General features: G+C 52.8%; 13 protein-coding genes. 10 read left to right on the forward strand and 3 right to left on the reverse strand.

Annotated features, from left to right (window positions below; genetic code table 11):
* Positions 1–193: 193 nt before the first annotated feature.
* Positions 194–1483 carry a helix-turn-helix domain-containing protein gene (locus P6M73_RS02110; RefSeq protein WP_277854507.1) on the reverse strand — a complete coding sequence of 430 codons (1290 nt, stop codon included), beginning with the start codon at positions 1481–1483 and terminating at the stop codon, positions 194–196.
* A 255-nt stretch (positions 1484–1738) separates the two neighbouring features.
* Here P6M73_RS02110 and P6M73_RS02115 point away from each other — a divergent pair, with 255 nt between their 5' ends.
* The 7 genes from P6M73_RS02115 to P6M73_RS02145 all read left to right on the forward strand — a co-directional run bounded on the left by P6M73_RS02115 (position 1739) and on the right by P6M73_RS02145 (position 8976).
* Positions 1739–2653, forward strand: coding sequence for a selenium metabolism-associated LysR family transcriptional regulator (locus tag P6M73_RS02115; RefSeq protein ID WP_277854508.1), 915 nt, complete (start codon positions 1739–1741; stop codon positions 2651–2653).
* 159 nt (positions 2654–2812) lie between these two features.
* Complete coding sequence (locus P6M73_RS02120; RefSeq protein WP_277854509.1) at positions 2813–3601, forward strand: acyl-CoA dehydratase activase; 789 nt, start codon at positions 2813–2815, stop codon at positions 3599–3601.
* A complete protein-coding gene (locus P6M73_RS02125; RefSeq protein WP_277854510.1) occupies positions 3598–4746 on the forward strand; it encodes an aminotransferase class V-fold PLP-dependent enzyme in 1149 nt (382 codons plus the stop codon). Before P6M73_RS02120 ends, P6M73_RS02125 begins: the two co-directional genes overlap by 4 nt.
* Before the next feature lie 300 nt (positions 4747–5046).
* On the forward strand, positions 5047–6321 hold the full coding sequence (locus P6M73_RS02130) for a double-cubane-cluster-containing anaerobic reductase (protein WP_277854511.1): 1275 nt from the start codon (positions 5047–5049) through the stop codon (positions 6319–6321).
* Positions 6314–6583, forward strand: coding sequence for a putative Se/S carrier protein (locus P6M73_RS02135; protein ID WP_277854512.1), 270 nt, complete (start codon positions 6314–6316; stop codon positions 6581–6583). Before P6M73_RS02130 ends, P6M73_RS02135 begins: the two co-directional genes overlap by 8 nt.
* A gap of 260 nt (positions 6584–6843) precedes the next feature.
* A complete protein-coding gene (locus tag P6M73_RS02140) occupies positions 6844–7545 on the forward strand; it encodes a Crp/Fnr family transcriptional regulator (protein ID WP_277854513.1) in 702 nt (233 codons plus the stop codon).
* A gap of 246 nt (positions 7546–7791) precedes the next feature.
* Positions 7792–8976: an oxygen-binding di-iron domain-containing protein gene (locus P6M73_RS02145; protein WP_277854514.1), complete on the forward strand. Its 1185-nt coding sequence runs from the start codon at positions 7792–7794 to the stop codon at positions 8974–8976.
* Between the two features lie 121 nt (positions 8977–9097).
* Here P6M73_RS02145 and P6M73_RS02150 read toward each other — a convergent pair whose 3' ends face one another.
* Positions 9098–10021: a LysR family transcriptional regulator gene (locus P6M73_RS02150; RefSeq protein ID WP_277854515.1), complete on the reverse strand. Its 924-nt coding sequence runs from the start codon at positions 10019–10021 to the stop codon at positions 9098–9100.
* 380 nt (positions 10022–10401) lie between these two features.
* Between P6M73_RS02150 and P6M73_RS02155 the strand changes: the two genes are divergently transcribed.
* The 3 genes from P6M73_RS02155 to apgM are packed head-to-tail and all read left to right on the forward strand — an operon-like array spanning position 10402 to position 13874.
* Positions 10402–11871 (forward strand): SLC13 family permease, encoded by a 1470-nt coding sequence (locus P6M73_RS02155; protein ID WP_277854516.1) that lies wholly within the window; start codon positions 10402–10404, stop codon positions 11869–11871.
* A gap of 13 nt (positions 11872–11884) precedes the next feature.
* Complete coding sequence (locus tag P6M73_RS02160) at positions 11885–12604, forward strand: hypothetical protein (protein WP_277854517.1); 720 nt, start codon at positions 11885–11887, stop codon at positions 12602–12604.
* 19 nt (positions 12605–12623) lie between these two features.
* A complete protein-coding gene (apgM, locus tag P6M73_RS02165) occupies positions 12624–13874 on the forward strand; it encodes a 2,3-bisphosphoglycerate-independent phosphoglycerate mutase (protein ID WP_277854518.1) in 1251 nt (416 codons plus the stop codon).
* Between the two features lie 283 nt (positions 13875–14157).
* Here the strand turns inward: apgM and P6M73_RS02170 are convergent, their stop codons facing one another.
* Positions 14158–15699, reverse strand: a complete 1542-nt coding sequence (locus P6M73_RS02170) for a DUF4153 domain-containing protein (protein ID WP_277854519.1) — start codon at positions 15697–15699, stop codon at positions 14158–14160.
* Between the last annotated feature and the right edge of the window lie 103 nt (positions 15700–15802).

The raw sequence follows: 15802 nt of genomic DNA on the forward strand, positions 1-15802 counted from the left end.
GGATAAACTGAATAGAAAAACAGCACCCCTGGCATAGGAGGAAATCCCATGCCAGGGGTGAACGTTTTTAAGGGAGCTGATGTCAGTGATTGCCCTACAAGCAAATGGTTCCGATATCCAGTCGAAGGGTGAGCCAAACCTAAGCATTGGCAAATGACCGGGATTCACGTCCCCGGAGTTTCCCCTGAGCGGATTATCGGCGATTGAACGTTCGCAGAAGAAGATCTTCCAGTACGCCTTCATCCGCAAACGGGAGCAGTCCCTGAATCAGGAAGCTGCTGGCTGCGGGGCGCGATTTCAGCAGCAGATGAATCGTCTCAGAATCAAGGAAGGGAGCGAGTCCAAGAATGACATCCTCCGGGAGGGACTGGCCGGCCTGATCAGACTGCTTGATGATTCGATGCAGACCATCCCCGTCCAGGAAAGGTGCCAGCGCGATCAGGTGATCCGGTGAGATTTTCCCGGTTCGGACCAGTTCGATGGCCAGCAGTTCCAACGCGTCTGACTCGATAAAGGGGGAGGTGGAGAGCAGCAGGTCTCCCGTTACCGGGAGTTCCTTCTCAACGGCCAGGCGGATCAGTCCACCCAAATGTTCGCCGTCCAGGAAGGGCGCGATCGTACTGAGCAGCTGCGGCTCAAAGGTCTGATCCTGGCTGATGATCTGACGCAGCACCCGCTCCAGGGCATCCGAACTGAGGAAAGGTGCCATGGCGGCGATATCCTCAAACCGGAAGGACTGATCCTGGTTTTGCTCTTCATGAGTCGGTTCTTCTTGATCAGAGTCATTTTCGAACTGGGCTTTGGAGACCAGAGGAAGGATGGCTTCCGGATCAGCGGCCTTAGCTTCTATTGCGGAATGAAGCGTTTCAGGCAACCGATCCGATGCCGCCACTGCTTCGACTGCCTGGACTGGTTCGATTGACTGGATCGGCTTGATTGACATGATCGGTTCGATTTTTTGGATCGGTTCGATTTTTTTGATCGGTTCGATCGCCTGAGGAGGCTCGACCGCCTGTGGTGGTTCAATCACCGGGGGTTGTGGTGCCATCGGAGCAGACTGCCTCTGGCAGGGCTCAGCGGGAGGATTTCCTATTTGGTCCAGCAGCCGTTCTTCCAGATCCTTCGGTTTCATATAGGGAGCCGATTCGACCAGTTCGGCGACGCTGTGCGGTGTCTCCGTTCCGGAGGCTACTTTGACAATCCGGGCATCCTTATCGTTCCCCATCAGTTCGTCCAGAGAGATGTCAAACAGGGCAGACAGGTCCTTTAAGCGAAGCACATCAGGAATGGAAAGGCCCCGCTCCCAGTTGGATACGGCCTGGTAGGTTACACCCATCTGATCCGCCAGATCCTGCTGGGTCATATTCCGTTGTTTTCGATGACTGGAGATTCTTTTTCCGATTTGTTCCATTTCAAACATTAATTCGTTCTCCTTATTCAGATCCTGAGACGGTTTGTCCCGGAACCAGTTGAATGGTTTCATAATATGGTTTCCTCGTTTGGATTGATTCAGAGCTCCTGGTTCTATTCTATCGACGCAGGTTCACTTCGTCTATCAAGTGCTCCTTGATGAGTTGAAAATTGAGTCAGGCGGATGGATCCATCCTCTCAAGCACTGCTTTAGTTGAGTCTGGAAACAGCCGCCTGTCCCGGATGCCAAGATTTGCGCGTAAGAATGACAGATGAAATCTTTTCCTTGGGCAGGGAGAGTGTGATATGCTGAACTGGGTGATGCTGCATGAAAAATCTTAATTTAAAACAACTCCGAGTCTTTCTGACGGTAGCCGAAATGGGCAGTTTCACAGGCGCAGCCATGAAGCTGTTTCTGTCTCAGTCTACCATCAGCAGTCATATCCAGGCCTTGGAAGAAGAACTTGGCGTGGACCTGTTTCTGCGGGAAGCTAAGAAACAGATCCGCCTGACCAAAGAAGGCAATCGACTGATTCCCTATGCCAGGGAGATTATCAGCCGCTGCGATGCTCTGGAGCACAGCCTGTCAGGTTATGTGGAAAAAGAGCTGGTGATCGGGGCTTCCACCGTACCGGCCCAAAGTTTTGTTCCCCGGTATGTCTCTGAATTTCTGAAGAAGCATCCTGGTACATCTGTTTCAATTCACACCGGCGACAGCGAGGAAATTATGAATCTCCTGATGAACCATGAAATCCAGCTTGGATTTGTCGGAACCCATTACAACCGTCAGTCTCTGACCTATGAGGCCGTGGGGGAGGATCATCTGGTGCTTGTGACCCCCAATCTGCCGGAATTCTTCCAGATGAAGGAAAGAGGCGTGTATGGCAGGGAACTGCTGGATCAGCCGCTGATTCTCCGGGAAACCGGTTCGGGTACTCAAGCGATGGTTGATTTTTACCTCAACCGGCTGGAAGGTCGAAAGAAACCGCTGGCGCCGGTGGTGCGAACCTCAGACCCGGACTGTATTAAGGAACTGGTTCGTCTGGGGACCGGGGTGGCCCTGATGTCCGCCCGGACGGTTCAGGATGCCGTCAAGACTGGGCAGGTGATCCAGTTCGAACTGGAAGAGATTCCAGTGGTGCGACGGTTCTATATGATCCATCGTAAAAAAGGCGGATTGAGTGAACTTGGCCAGTCGTTTCTGGAGCTGGTCCGAACGGAGCCGTTTCAATCCTACTCATAAAATAAAAATAGGAACCATAAGCGGTTTGTTATCGATATTACCGATAACAAACCGCTTATGATTTAATCTAACTATTTGTAGCAAATTTAACAGCAATCTATAATCATGATAGGAAACAAACGATAATCAGAAGATTGCTTCTGTAAAAAGAGGATTCATATGAGTTATTTTATCGGAATTGACATCGGATCTACCAGTGCCAAGACCATTGTAATGGATCAGGATCGCAAGGTACTGCACCATCTGCTTCAGCCAACCGGCTGGAGCAGTGCGGATACAGCCCGGTCCATCGGGGACAGTTTGAAATCCCAGGGAGTGGATCCCTGGGAAGATCTTTGTGTAGCAACCGGCTACGGTCGGATTTCAGTTCCCTATGCCGACCGGCGCATCACTGAAATCAGCTGTCACGGGAGGGGAGCCTGCCATATACATGACACGCAGAACCTTACGGTCATTGATATCGGCGGCCAGGATACGAAGATTATCCGGGTCGACGAGGGAGTGGTCAGCGATTTCAACATGAATGACAAGTGCTCGGCCGGCACCGGCCGCTTTCTGGAAGTCATGGCCAATACCCTCGGAGTCACCCTGGATGAGATGTTTCAATTGGCTCAGTCCGGCGGAGGCACCTCCATCAGTTCCATGTGCACTGTATTCGCCGAGTCTGAAGTGATCAGCCTGATCGGACGGGGCGAGGCCAAGGAAAATATTGCCTTTGGAATTGTCGATTCCATTGTTCGAAAAGTGGCGTCGCAGGCAGCCCGGTATATGAGTCAACCGGGGATTGTCTGCCTCACCGGCGGTCTATGTGACGCGGAATATGTCCGCCAGTCACTCTCAGCGCTGCTGAAGGTGCCCGTACAGTCTGTGCCGCTGGGTCGATACGCCGGTGCCATCGGAGCAGCCCTTTACGCCTGCACCGAGGGTTCCCGGGAGGTGTCCCGGTGATCTATCTGGATAATGCAGCGACGACCCTTCAGAAACCGCCCGGTGTGATCGATGCCGTGATTCAGGCAATGACCTCTATGGGAAATGCTTCCCGGGGGACTCACGCATCCTCTCTGGAAGCCAGTCGGATCGTCTATCAGGCCAGGGTTCGCCTGGCCCGGTTGTTTGGCTGTGCCCGGGCCGATCATGTGGTCTTTACTGCGAATTCTACTCAGGCGCTCAACACTGTAATCACGGGTCTGATACGCCCCGGTGACCATGTCATTACCACGGATCTTGAGCATAATTCAGTGCTCCGTCCGCTCTATCGCCTGAAGCGCGAAGCGGCGGTCAAATTAAGCTTTGTGCGGTCTGATACCAAAGGCCGGCTGTACATGGATGACTTCCGTCGGCTGATTCGTCCTTCGACCAGTGCCATTATATCAACGCATGCTTCGAATTTGACCGGGAACCTCGTGGATCTCGTGACGATCGGAGCGATTGCCCAAGAGGCCGGAATTCCATTTGTTGTCGATGCCTCGCAGACCGCCGGAATTTTTCCTGTCCATATGCAGGAGATGGGGATCGACGCGCTTTGCTTTACCGGTCATAAGGGACTGATGGGACCACAGGGCACCGGCGGACTCTGTCTCAGGGAAGGACTGAAGCTTCGACCGCTCCTGGTCGGAGGAACCGGGGTGAATTCCTATGAGGAAAGCCAGCCCGATTCCATGCCGGCCCGGCTTGAAGCCGGTACCCTGAACACTCACGGAATTGCTGGACTGGCCGCAGGGGTGGACTTTATAGAAACCACCGGTCAGAGTGTGATTCGCGAACACGAACAGAGGCTGATGCGTCAGTTTGTCGCCGGACTAAAGGATATTCCAGGCGTTCGAATCTATGGCGATTTTTCAGACCGGGAACGGGCCGCCATAGTCGCTTTAAATCTGGCAGATCTCGATTCTGGGGAAGTGTCCGATGAACTGGCCCAGCGCTATGAGATCGCCACCAGGCCAGGCGCTCACTGCGCACCCCGGCTGCACCGCGCGCTGGGAACCGATCGCACCGGCGCGGTTCGATTCAGTTTTTCCTGGTACAATACCGAAACCGAGGTCCGGAGGGCCCTGGAAGCCTTGAAAGAAATTTCGGAATCGATGCGCGATTGACCGGTCAGCGACAAGGAAAGCCTAGAAAAAAGTGAACTGGATCAGGAAAATTTCAGCAATGATATTTTCGATAATTGAGAACATCGATAATTGAAAACATCAATAAATCGAGAAGATCTATAAAGCGAGAACATCGATAATAGGTATTTTCGACAATAGAGAAATTCCCCAGAAGAGAATTTCATCAACAAGAATTTGATCAAAGCATACCGGTTGGAGCAATGAAGGGGAATTCAGGGCCAGCGGCAGGTAAAAAATAAAAAAAGCGGATCGATGATCTTCGATCGATGGAGGAACAGTATGTCAGATTACGTACAGATGTGGCGGGAACTGGGAATGGACCTGGAGAATCATGATACTTTGTGCCAGGTGCTGCCGATGGCAGTCGGAGATGTTTTCCTGACTCAGGAAAATCGGCCCAAAGCAATGGATTTCTGGGATCTGGTGATCTCACAGGTCCATGGCATCCGTCCAGCCGAACTGGTGGAAGCTCAGAAAAACGGTCAGAAAGTCTTCGGCACCTTCTGTGTCTTTGTCCCGGATGAAGTGATTGTGGCAGCCAATGGCATTGTCACCGGTCTTTGCGGCGGTTCCCAGTTCTGGGTTCCGGACGGGGAGGCGGTTCTGCCCAAGAGTACCTGCTCCTTAATAAAAGCTTCCGTCGGCGCGCGTCTCGGAAAAACCTGCCCCTTCTTCCAAATTGCCGATATGTACGTTGGAGAAACGACCTGTGACGGCAAGAAAAAAGCCTACGAAATTCTCGGGAAGGAAGTTCCTATGCATGTCATGGATGTTCCTCAGATGAAGCGGGAAGAAGATATTCTGAAGTGGAAGCAGGAGATTGCTCATTTTGCCGGCACGGTGGAAGAAGTCACAGGGAATCCAGTTACACCCGAAAAGCTCAGTGAGGCAATCCGTCTGCTCAATCAGAAAAGACGGGCTCTGGCCAGAGTTTATGATGCCAGAAAATCCGAAGTGGTGCCGATCTCCGGCCGGGATGCCCTGTTGATGACCCAGATCTCGTTCTTTGATGATCCGGAGCGCTGCGCCAAGATGTGCAACCGGCTGGCCGACGAACTGGAAGAGCGGATCCGGGATGGTGTTTCCGTAGTCCCTCAGGGGACCAAGCGGATCCTGGTCACCGGAACGCCTTTGGCAGTCCCGAACTGGAAACTGCATAACATTATCGAAACCAGCGGAGCGGTGGTGGTGTGTGAAGAAATGTGCACCGGAACCCGCTACTTTGAACACCTGGTGGATGAAAAACCGAACAGCCTGGACGGACAGTATGACGCACTGGCCCGGCGCTACATGAAAAACAACTGTGCCTGCTTTACCCCCAATCAGGGCCGGATCGAAGACATTCTGCGCCTGGCCCGGGAATACAAAGCGGATGGCGTCATTGACTGCAATCTGAAATTCTGCGGACTGTACGACATTGAAAAATTCAATGTGACGAAAGCCCTGAAAGAAGCCGGAATTCCTATACTCAATCTGGAAACGGACTATACCGACACCGATGCGGAACAGCTGCGCACACGGATCGGAGCCTTTGTTGAAATGCTCCATGGCTAAAGACCTGGTGTACTATATATTATTTGAAAACTATGATCAAGGCATGGCATTGCATGATCTGCTGGATCAGAGCGGGATCGATCATCGGATCGCTTCAACGCCTCGGCAGGTCAAGGGCAGCAAACCCTGCGGCATGTCCATCCTGGTCTTTCCTGAAGCTCTTGAGTCGGTTCGAAAGACCATCCGGGAGCATCAGGCCCTCTATTTGGATATCGTTCCTCTGGAGAATCAATTGAAATCCAGACGGGATGTATATTGCTAGTTGATTCCCTTTTCGCCGGAGTGTGGGTTAGACATTCCGGTCTCTTTTTTTATGCGGATTGAATACTGCCGGTACCAGGAACAGGTTCAGCCGGGTTAAGTCACATTCGGTCTGATCTTAATCCTCCGGAAATGGAAGCGGATCTTCGGACCGGACTCGCTGCTTTCGAATCAGGGTTCATGATTTGTTAACCGGATGGTGGCAGGGCCTGTAGGCCCATCCATTTGGTTTGATGCTATAATTAGGCCATGAGAAGCGAAATGAAACCCCAGGCAGAAGCACAGGAGTGCCAGACCTGCCACCACGAGGATGTCTGTGTGAGCCATGTGCCCGCATTTATGAAGTTGTCCCGGGCGGAGATCGATGCCATCGCCCGTCTGGTTGAGCATCGCGACTATCCGAATCAGGAAATCATATTTCGAGAAGGCGATCCGACGGACCGTCTTATTATCCTGCGCCGGGGCAAGGTCAAACTGATCCGCTACGGTCAGGAGGGTGAGGAAATTGTTCTGGATATAATGACTCCGGGAGATATCCATGGCGGCGATGAGCTGTTCTCCACCCAGCGGCAGAAGGAAACGGCAGTGACCATGAGTCCGGTTGGAATCTGTTTAATCTCCTATGAGCGCATCAAGGAGCTCATAATGGAACAGCCCCGGATCGGAATCAAGATCATGGAGTACCTGTCGCTGAAACTGGATCAGAGCCATGCGCTCCTGGAAATTATTTCGACCCGGGACACCATGAAAAAGCTGGTAATGTTCCTGCTGGAGCGCCGGCAGCGCACGGGTGCGGATCAGCTGGAACTGACCCAGTCCGATATCGGAAACTCCATCCATCTGACCAAGGAAACGGTGAATCGGAAATTGAGCGAACTGGCTGAATCAGGCCTCATCACGAAGGGCCATGGCTGGATTCAGCTGAAAAATATCGAAGGGCTGGAAGAACTCCTTCAAAGTTGATTTGAATCATATTCTTGAGGTCATTGCCTCGCTATACTGAAAGCATAAGACGGAGGAAACAAACTATTGATCAGACCAGGCGGGCTATCCACTGAATCAAGACAGGGGTGAACAATCTCACCGGATCCTGCATGCCAGCACTGATTTCCTCGTTTCAAGGGCCATTGTGACCCTCGAACTTGTCTTCACTCACACCGCGAAGAAAAAAACAGTACTTATCGCCACAAAGGAAAGGAGTATGAATTAATGAAAAGAACGGTCAAGAACAACGTCTCATGGATCGGAAAAATCGACTGGGAACTGGATACCTTCCACGGGGATGACTACAGCGTCAACCATGGTTCCAGCCAGAATGCCTACCTGATTGAGGAAGAAAAAACAGTTTTGATCGACACGGTCTGGACCCCGCATTCGACGGAATTCCTCGACAACCTCAAGAAAGAGGTGGACCTGGCCAAGATTGACTACATCATCGTCAATCACGGGGAAGTCGATCACTCCGGTGTTCTGCCCCAGCTCATGAAAGAAATTCCCAATACTCCCATTTACTGCACCGCCAATGCCGTAAAATCTCTGGTGGGACAGTACCACCATCCGGAGTGGAACTTCAATGTGGTGAAAACCGGGGACAGCCTGGACATCGGCAACGGCAAGCAGCTGGTATTCGTAGAAATGCGCATGCTGCACTGGCCTGATTCCATGGCAACCTATATGACCGGCGACAATATCCTGTTCTCCAATGATGCCTTCGGCCAGCACTTTGCCTGCGACGAGCTCTTCAATGACAAGGCGGACCAGTGTCTGCTCTGGGAAGAGGCTATCAAGTACTATGCCAACATCCTGTCGCCCTTCTCGCCCCTGGTCAAGAAAAAGATCACAGAAGTGGTCGGACTCAACCTGCCCATCGACATCATCGCTCCGAGCCACGGCGTAATCTGGCGGGAGAATCCGCTGCAGATCATTGAGGCTTACGCCAAGTGGAGTGATGACTATCAGGAGGATCAGATCACGGTGATCTATGATACGATGTGGGACGGCACCAAGAAGATTGCTCACCGCATCGCGCAGGAGCTGAGCGAGATGGCGCCGACCACCAAGATCAAGGTCTACAGCATCTCGACCACCGACAAGAATGACATCATGACGGAAGTCTTCAAATCCAAAGCCATCGCGGTGGGATCTCCCACCGTGGGACAGGATATCCTCTCCTCTGTCGGCGGCTGGCTCCACTTCCTGAAGGAACTGAAGATGACCGGCAAGAAAGCCGCGGTGTTTGGCTGTTATGGCTGGAGCGGTGAAGGCAATAAGGTGCTCCGGGAAATGCTTGAAAAAGCCGGTTTCCCCGTAACCGATGTTGAAATCAAGTGCAACTGGAATCCCACCGAGGAAGTTCTCGCTCAGGCGAAGGCGGTTGCCCAGTCGCTGCTGTAGAAATTTAAACCAACCGGGTGTAGAATTACTCCGGATCATAAATAAGACCCCATCCAGCGAACCAGCCCTGGCGTTAAGCCAGGGCTGGTTTATTGCATGAGGTCGAAGCAGGTTCGAGGAATCATTTCGGATCGGGGAACGCTGTGGCCGAATTCTCGGTCAGAGACTCTCGGATGAACTTCAGGAACAAGTCGGAAGCCAGAGTAAGTCTGCGGTCCCGGCGGTGAATATAGTAAATGTTGCGGCACAGCGGAATCGACTGAGTCAGATTCACCCTGCACAGTAGACCAAGATCCAGTTCCTGCCGGACGGCGCTTTCGGACAGGATGGATATCCCCATGCGATTGTACAGACTTTGCTTGATGGCTTCAATGGAGCCGACGGAGAACAGGCGCTTGGAATCGAATCTGAACTTTCCGGCTTGTTCCAGATACGGAATCAGGGAGGTATGGGGATTGGAGATCAGAAATGTTTCTTCCGCCAGCTCGTTCAGGTTGATGGAAGGCCGGTGCGTGAAGCGATGATCCGGCGGAACAACGATCAGGAGAGGATCCTCCAGGATGGACTCACAGACCAGCTCCGGCGGAGCCTCGAATTCCGGTTTTGAAATAAAGCCCATGGGGTAGGTTCCGTCCAGCACCTGGTCAATCACATTTTTAGTGTACTGGACGTTGTTCACAATGGTGATGAAGGGATACTTCTGCTGAAACTTCAGCAGAAGGCTGGGCAGAATGTAAGTTCCGGGCGTACTGGAAGAGGTGATGGCAAAATGCGACTCCTCCATCAGTTTCGACTGAAGCAGATGCGTTCGGGCGTTGGCAAAGCTGTTCTGAATCTGCTGAGCGTAGGGCAGCAGGAGCTGCCCTTCTTTGGTCAGCTCGGCCCGTTTCTTGTTGCGGGTGAACAGCGCGCACTCGAAACACTCCTCGAGGCGCTGGATCCGCATGGATACGGCAGCCTGCGTGCAGAACAGCTGTTCGGCGGTTCGGGTAAAACTTTGGGTCTGTGCCAGAAGAAGAAAGGTTTGAATGGAATCCAGATTCATAGCAGCTCCTTGCATCGGTGGGGAAAGGCAGTGGTGGGAAGGAATCAGTCCGATCGGAAACCTCCTCATTCGGCGCTGACCTGGCGAATTATCATAAACATTTTTTATTGTAGTATAAAACATATGCATATAAAAACCAAGGCATCACTTAGAAAAAAAATTCGAGGAGCTAACTTAATAAGATTTATTTATGAAATCGGTTCTTCTTCAGTCTGCTATCACTTTTGCTGATGATTATGATAAAATGTCGTGATTGTTCATTGTTCTGCTTTTTTATTATCATTAGGATTGTCCTGGGATCACAGGACTGAACAGCCAGCTTTGACAACCCGGGCATTAAAGCTGGACATCGTTGGAATGGAATGGAAGGGGATATGGAAATGGAATCACCAGTAAAAGTGACCAAGCAGAAAAGTCCGTTTGAGCAAAAAATGAAGTTCTTCGGTCTGCCGCTGGCCTTTATCATCTTTGCACTGATTTATTTGATGCCGACACCCGAAGGATTGTCCTACGCCGGTAAAATGGCGATGGGAATTTTTCTTTCCGCACTGACACTCTGGATCACAGAGAGTCTGCCGAATTATGCAGTATCGCTGCTCGTGATCGTTGCTCTGCCGCTGTCAGGAGCCTGGAGTGAAGAACAGGCCATGAGCGTTCTGGGATATGAAGTGATCTGGCTGACCTTTGCCGCCTTCATTATCGCGTCCGGCATGGAAAAAAGCGGCCTGGCCAAGCGCATGGCACTCTCGCTGCTGGTTAAGTTCGGCAAGACAGCCAACAGCATTATGGCGCTGCTGATTGCCACGAACTTCCTGATCGCTTTTATCGTGCCCTCCACCACAGCGCGGGCGGCCATGATGTTCCCCATCGTATTGCTGGTGGTGGAAGCCTTTGAGCTGAGTATCCAGGACCCGAAGAATAATTTTGGCAAGTCTCTGGCTTTGCATGGCATTCAGGCGAACAATCTGTCCACGGCGGCGATCGTGACCGCAACCTCATCTCAGATTCTGGCCATCAGCTTCATCAAGGATCTGACCGGTCATGAAGTTTCGTGGCTGGAGTGGTTCATGGCATCCGCACCGGTTACCATTGCCACCCTGGTTGCCATGTTCTTCATCGGAAAAGTTCTGTTTCCTTTGCCCAAGGCCGAAAAAAACAAAAAGATTGACATCTCCCGGCTGCGTGAGGAAAAAGACAAGCTGGGCAAGATGTCGCTGGACGAGAAAAAGGCCCTGGTCATTTTCCTGGGAACGCTTTCCCTCTGGGCGCTGGACAGCCTGCAGCTGAAGTTCTTTGGCTTCCGGCTCAGCCTGGTCATGGTAGCGCTCCTGTCGGCTGCCATGTTCTTCATGCCCTATATTGGCATCCTGAAGTGGAAGGAAGCCAAGATTTCCTGGAATCTTCTGATCTTTGCCTGCGGCGCTTATGCCGGCGGCGTCGCGCTGGATGAAACCGGTCTGGCGGCCTGGGGCCTGAATAAGATCTTCTCCCGCATCGGGATTGAAAACATGAGCTTTATCGTGCTGTTTGCCGTCGTAACCTTTATCGCCAGCTTCAGCCACTTCCTGTTTACCTCCAAGACGGTACGAACCATTATCCTGATCCCGACCATTATCGGAATCGCCAAGGCCACTGGCTATGATCCGGTTGCCCTGGCTCTGCCGGCTGCCTTCTGCATCGCCGATACCATCACTCTGCCGCCCCATTCCAAGGTCAACCTGATCTACTACGGAACCGGATTCTTTACAGTGCTGGAGCAGCTCACCTACGGAGTTCTGGTGCTGCTGGTGAAGTGGGGTCTCATGGTGGTTGCCGCGCTGACCTGGTTCAAGATTCTTGGGATCGCATAGGAGGAAACGGAACATGAAAAAACTCAGAATTTTTGCCGTCCTGCTGCTGACCTTCAGCATGCTTTGGACTCCGGTGCTGGCCGAAGGCTTATCCGGGATTACCCGGATTGAAGATCAGGTTGTACCGCAGGGAGAACACGCCGTATTGAATCAGAGCGTCACGGCAACGACCAATGAACTGGGACAGATCGTTTTCCCGTTCAACAAGAAAGCGGAGCTGATCCAGGTGACCGCGACGACCGGAACCATCCTCAGCATGCCTGAAAAAACGGAGCTGGGTGACTTAAGCTACTATACCATGAGCTTCCAGGAGAAAGAGACCGAGGTTTCAGTTGTTGCATCCTTCCGGCTGGAGGGCCAGTACGTTGGCGAAGAGGCGGATTTAGGGGAAACTCTGCCAAACGATGTGATTGAAGTCGGCTATAAATTCCGCAATACCACTCCGGTGGACATTGCCGCCTACCAGCTCAAGATGGGCGTGCCTGCTGAACGGGAACTCCTGAATATCGTTGATTTCAGCGATAAGAAACCCTTCTCCATCGAAACGACGGATGGTCAGGTGTTCGGCGGATTTGACTTTGCCGAAGTCAAGTCCGGAAAAGAAGTCAAGTTTGCCATGAACCTCTTCCGCCGCAATCCGATCCACGGTACGGTCATCGTCGTCCTGGGACTGGTGCTGTCTGCTGCGTTCATGTGGAAGAACCGCGATCTGCTTCAGAAGCAAGCGGCTTAAGTATAGAAAGGAATCAACTATGAGAAAGAAACAAGGACTGCTGATCATTGCGGATGGGCTGGGTGACCGTCCCATTGCGCGATTGAATCATAAAACTCCGCTGGAAGCGGCTCTGACACCGAATCTGGACCAGCTGGCCGCGATGGGCATGACGGGCAATGTCTACCCCATCGCGCCAGGCAAGCCGGTCGGCACCGATGTCGGGCATCTTCATATCTTTGGGTATGACAGTGCCGTGACCTATTCCGGTCGGGGACCGCTGGAGGCGTTCAGCGGCGGCCTGGACCTGATGGACGGCGACGTGGCGTTTCGGGGGAATTTCGCCACCATCGACGAGGCTGGAATTGTTATTGACAGGCGCGCCGGCCGGATCAGAACCGGTACCGCCGCTCTGGCGGACGCTTTGACCGGCATGGTTCTGAGTGATGGAACGACAGTCCTGGTCAAGGAACTGACCGAGCACCGGGTAGCCGTTGTGCTGCGCGGCCGCGGATTGTCCGACCGGGTCAGCGATGCGGATCCGGGGACGGCTCATGAAGGGGAGCTTCTGCCCCGGCCGCAGGGAACGGATGGAAGCGCCGAAGCCGCCAGAACGGCGGAGCTGCTTTGGGAATTTCTCACCCGGGCTACACCGGTACTCAATGATCATCCGGTCAACCAGGCCAGACTGGTCCAGGGATTGCTACCGGCCAATGTCATCCTGACCCGGGGCAGCGGTCAGAAAATGGCGTTCCAGACCCTGAATGAACGCAACGGGATCAGAGGAGCCTGCATCGGAGGGGATTTAACGGTGCTTGGCATCGCCGGCATTGTAGGAATGAGCGTGTTTACAGATGATTCATTCACCGGCAGCTTTGATACCAATTTAAAGGGAAAGTCAGACTGGGCGATTGAGCTTCTCCATCAGGGATATGACTGGGTCGTCGTTCACATCAAAGCCACCGATCTGGCCGGCCATGATAATGAGCCGGAGAAAAAGATCGGGATGATCGAAGCGATTGACGCGATGATGGGGGATCTGATGCGGGCCGTTGATCTGGAGCAATGCCTGATATCCTTCACCGCCGATCATTCAACCCCCTGCGAAGTGCGGGATCACTCCGGTGACGGGGTTCCGACCATTATTGCCGGAACGGGTTGCCGCCGCGACGGAATCAGTTCCTGTTCCGAGAAAGACTTTGTCAGAGGCAGCCTCTCCGGGCTGACCGCCAATGACATATTCAACCTCCAGATGGATTTAATGGGATTCTCCCGCAAGATTGGCTCCTAGGAGCTGAGCGACCAACAGAACAGAATCCCGTTTCGATCCGGATCAGACGACAATACGGTTCAGACGAAAAGCGAAGAGCAGAGCAGCCTGGGGGCTGCTCTGCTCTTTGCGTAGGATCGACTGTTTCGGCGGGCAGCCTGCAGCTGCCCCACTGAGGATTTGAGCTTTCCAAGGCTGATTTCTTGTAGTTCTATGAGAGACCAGCCACATGCACAGAGCATGGGAAGTTCACCAGGATCCCCATTTCAGAAGTGGTTGCATTTTGGATTATGTGGGGCGAGCATTAAGGTCTGATTCGAAGTTCACTCAGCGTTCTGGCCAGAGGGTGCAGCAGGAGATACTCATCATTCAGGTCATGGTAGATCTTGCCGGTGTACTTATTTTTCAGCTCGATGATTCGGGGATCGCTGGCTTGATCAAACTGGAAGGCAGCTTTCATGGGGCCGTAGGCATCTGCCGTCAGTTCCGACAGGTAGGCGATATCAAGCCGTCCCCGGTTCTGGTAAATTGACTGAGCTTTGACTGCGATCAGACCGTCCAGGTTCAGCAGGTTCAGTACCATATAGAGACTCAGCGCCAGCAGAGTCAATGATTTCAGCAGACTGCGGTTTTTGCCGGCCAGATGCAATCCCACCAGAATGAGACCAAGGGCAAAGAAGATCAGTGCGAACTTGACGAACAGCCTCAGATGGGTGTAACCAAATTCGGACTCATACAGCCCCATCTTGTAAAAACTGGAGATAATCATGTTGGCCGTGAAGAGCATCATCAGGAGAAAACCGGATTTCATCCAGCGATTCGTCAGGGGAGAGTCACTGGTAAAGCTGTACAGCACCCACAGCAAGAACAGGTTGATGGCCAGTACCAGAAGCAGACTGAAGAAGCCGGATCGGGCGTACTGGGAAATGCTCTGGTTCATTGCGCTTAACGCTGTTTTGGGGAAGTACAGAGTACGGAACTGCGTCAGAGTAAACAGGGCGTACAGAGTATTGACCGACCAGAGAACTACCAGTGAAATCGTCGAAGAGTGTTTGGAATCCGTGCTGATTACCATCGGTGGATGGTCTCTGGTCAGCAGGAGAGTGATGATGACCCCGAGAAAATAGACCAGGGCCATAAGAGTACCAACGATCCGGCTCGCCGCCTGGCTCAGCTGGAAACCGGACAGGAAGTTCTGCCAGAAACTCCCGAGGGAACGGGCGAATTCGGCATCCGCCCGGGTCAGCAGACTGAGCAGGAAGAGAATCAGGGGCAAGGTGATGAGCAATCCAATCACAACGTCCTGAGCAGTCTTTCGGCTGGTGGCTTTGACGGGCTTGTGCCCCGGGCTTCTCAAAAAACCAGGCAGGTAGTACAAGCTGCGCAAAGGGCCGGTCAGAAGGACGTCCAGAGCGGTCAGGAATGGCCTGGGTGTCATGTTCGGATGGCTTCGCAATGCCAGAATGAGGCTGAATACAGCCAGAAGCGGCAGTCCGATAAAATTGATCACGGACAGCGGGACCGAAGCATACAGAGCGGCATGGGCGGAACCGGCCAGAACTGCCCCCAGGCCAAAGACCACGGTGATGTCCCGGTACCGGAGGTAATCCTTGAAGAACCAGAAGCCGACCAGGACGAAAAACGGCCAGAACAAAGCCTGGTAGAAGCCTCGGGGACTCGCCAGATAATGATTGGCGAAGAACCAGGCCATCGGGATGCCGAACAACGTCAGCAGGCGTCGTCGCATCGGATGAATCGTTTGAATCAATTCTTTGCTGCCGGCAAGGCGGGATTGAAATTCTCCCTGGGACAGCGGCAATGCATCTGGAATAATTGGTTGTTCCATATTAGACCTCCAATATTGGAAAGATAGAATAAGGGCGAAAAAGCGGGTGGGAAAAGAACGGTTTGCGATCCCCGGTGTGACCGCTGGGGGATACCCGAGTCCA

Origin of the sequence: Anaerococcoides asporogena (genome assembly GCF_029590275.1) — a bacterium.
GTDB lineage: Bacteria > Bacillota > Clostridia > Clostridiales > Clostridiaceae > JG1575.

Excerpts from the sequence above, each read along its gene's own strand:
- P6M73_RS02170 (WP_277854519.1), bottom strand. The coding sequence starts at position 15,699 with ATGGAACAACCAATTATTCCAGATGCATTGCCGCTGTCCCAGGGAGAA.
- P6M73_RS02150 (WP_277854515.1), bottom strand. The coding sequence starts at position 10,021 with ATGAATCTGGATTCCATTCAAACCTTTCTTCTTCTGGCACAGACCCAA.
- P6M73_RS02140 (WP_277854513.1), top strand. The coding sequence starts at position 6,844 with ATGAAACCCCAGGCAGAAGCACAGGAGTGCCAGACCTGCCACCACGAG.
- P6M73_RS02155 (WP_277854516.1), top strand. The coding sequence starts at position 10,402 with ATGGAATCACCAGTAAAAGTGACCAAGCAGAAAAGTCCGTTTGAGCAA.
- P6M73_RS02145 (WP_277854514.1), top strand. The coding sequence starts at position 7,792 with ATGAAAAGAACGGTCAAGAACAACGTCTCATGGATCGGAAAAATCGAC.
- apgM (WP_277854518.1), top strand. The coding sequence starts at position 12,624 with ATGAGAAAGAAACAAGGACTGCTGATCATTGCGGATGGGCTGGGTGAC.
- P6M73_RS02135 (WP_277854512.1), top strand. The coding sequence starts at position 6,314 with ATGGCTAAAGACCTGGTGTACTATATATTATTTGAAAACTATGATCAA.
- P6M73_RS02115 (WP_277854508.1), top strand. The coding sequence starts at position 1,739 with ATGAAAAATCTTAATTTAAAACAACTCCGAGTCTTTCTGACGGTAGCC.
- P6M73_RS02130 (WP_277854511.1), top strand. The coding sequence starts at position 5,047 with ATGTCAGATTACGTACAGATGTGGCGGGAACTGGGAATGGACCTGGAG.
- P6M73_RS02120 (WP_277854509.1), top strand. The coding sequence starts at position 2,813 with ATGAGTTATTTTATCGGAATTGACATCGGATCTACCAGTGCCAAGACC.
- P6M73_RS02110 (WP_277854507.1), bottom strand. The coding sequence starts at position 1,483 with ATGAAACCATTCAACTGGTTCCGGGACAAACCGTCTCAGGATCTGAAT.
- P6M73_RS02160 (WP_277854517.1), top strand. The coding sequence starts at position 11,885 with ATGAAAAAACTCAGAATTTTTGCCGTCCTGCTGCTGACCTTCAGCATG.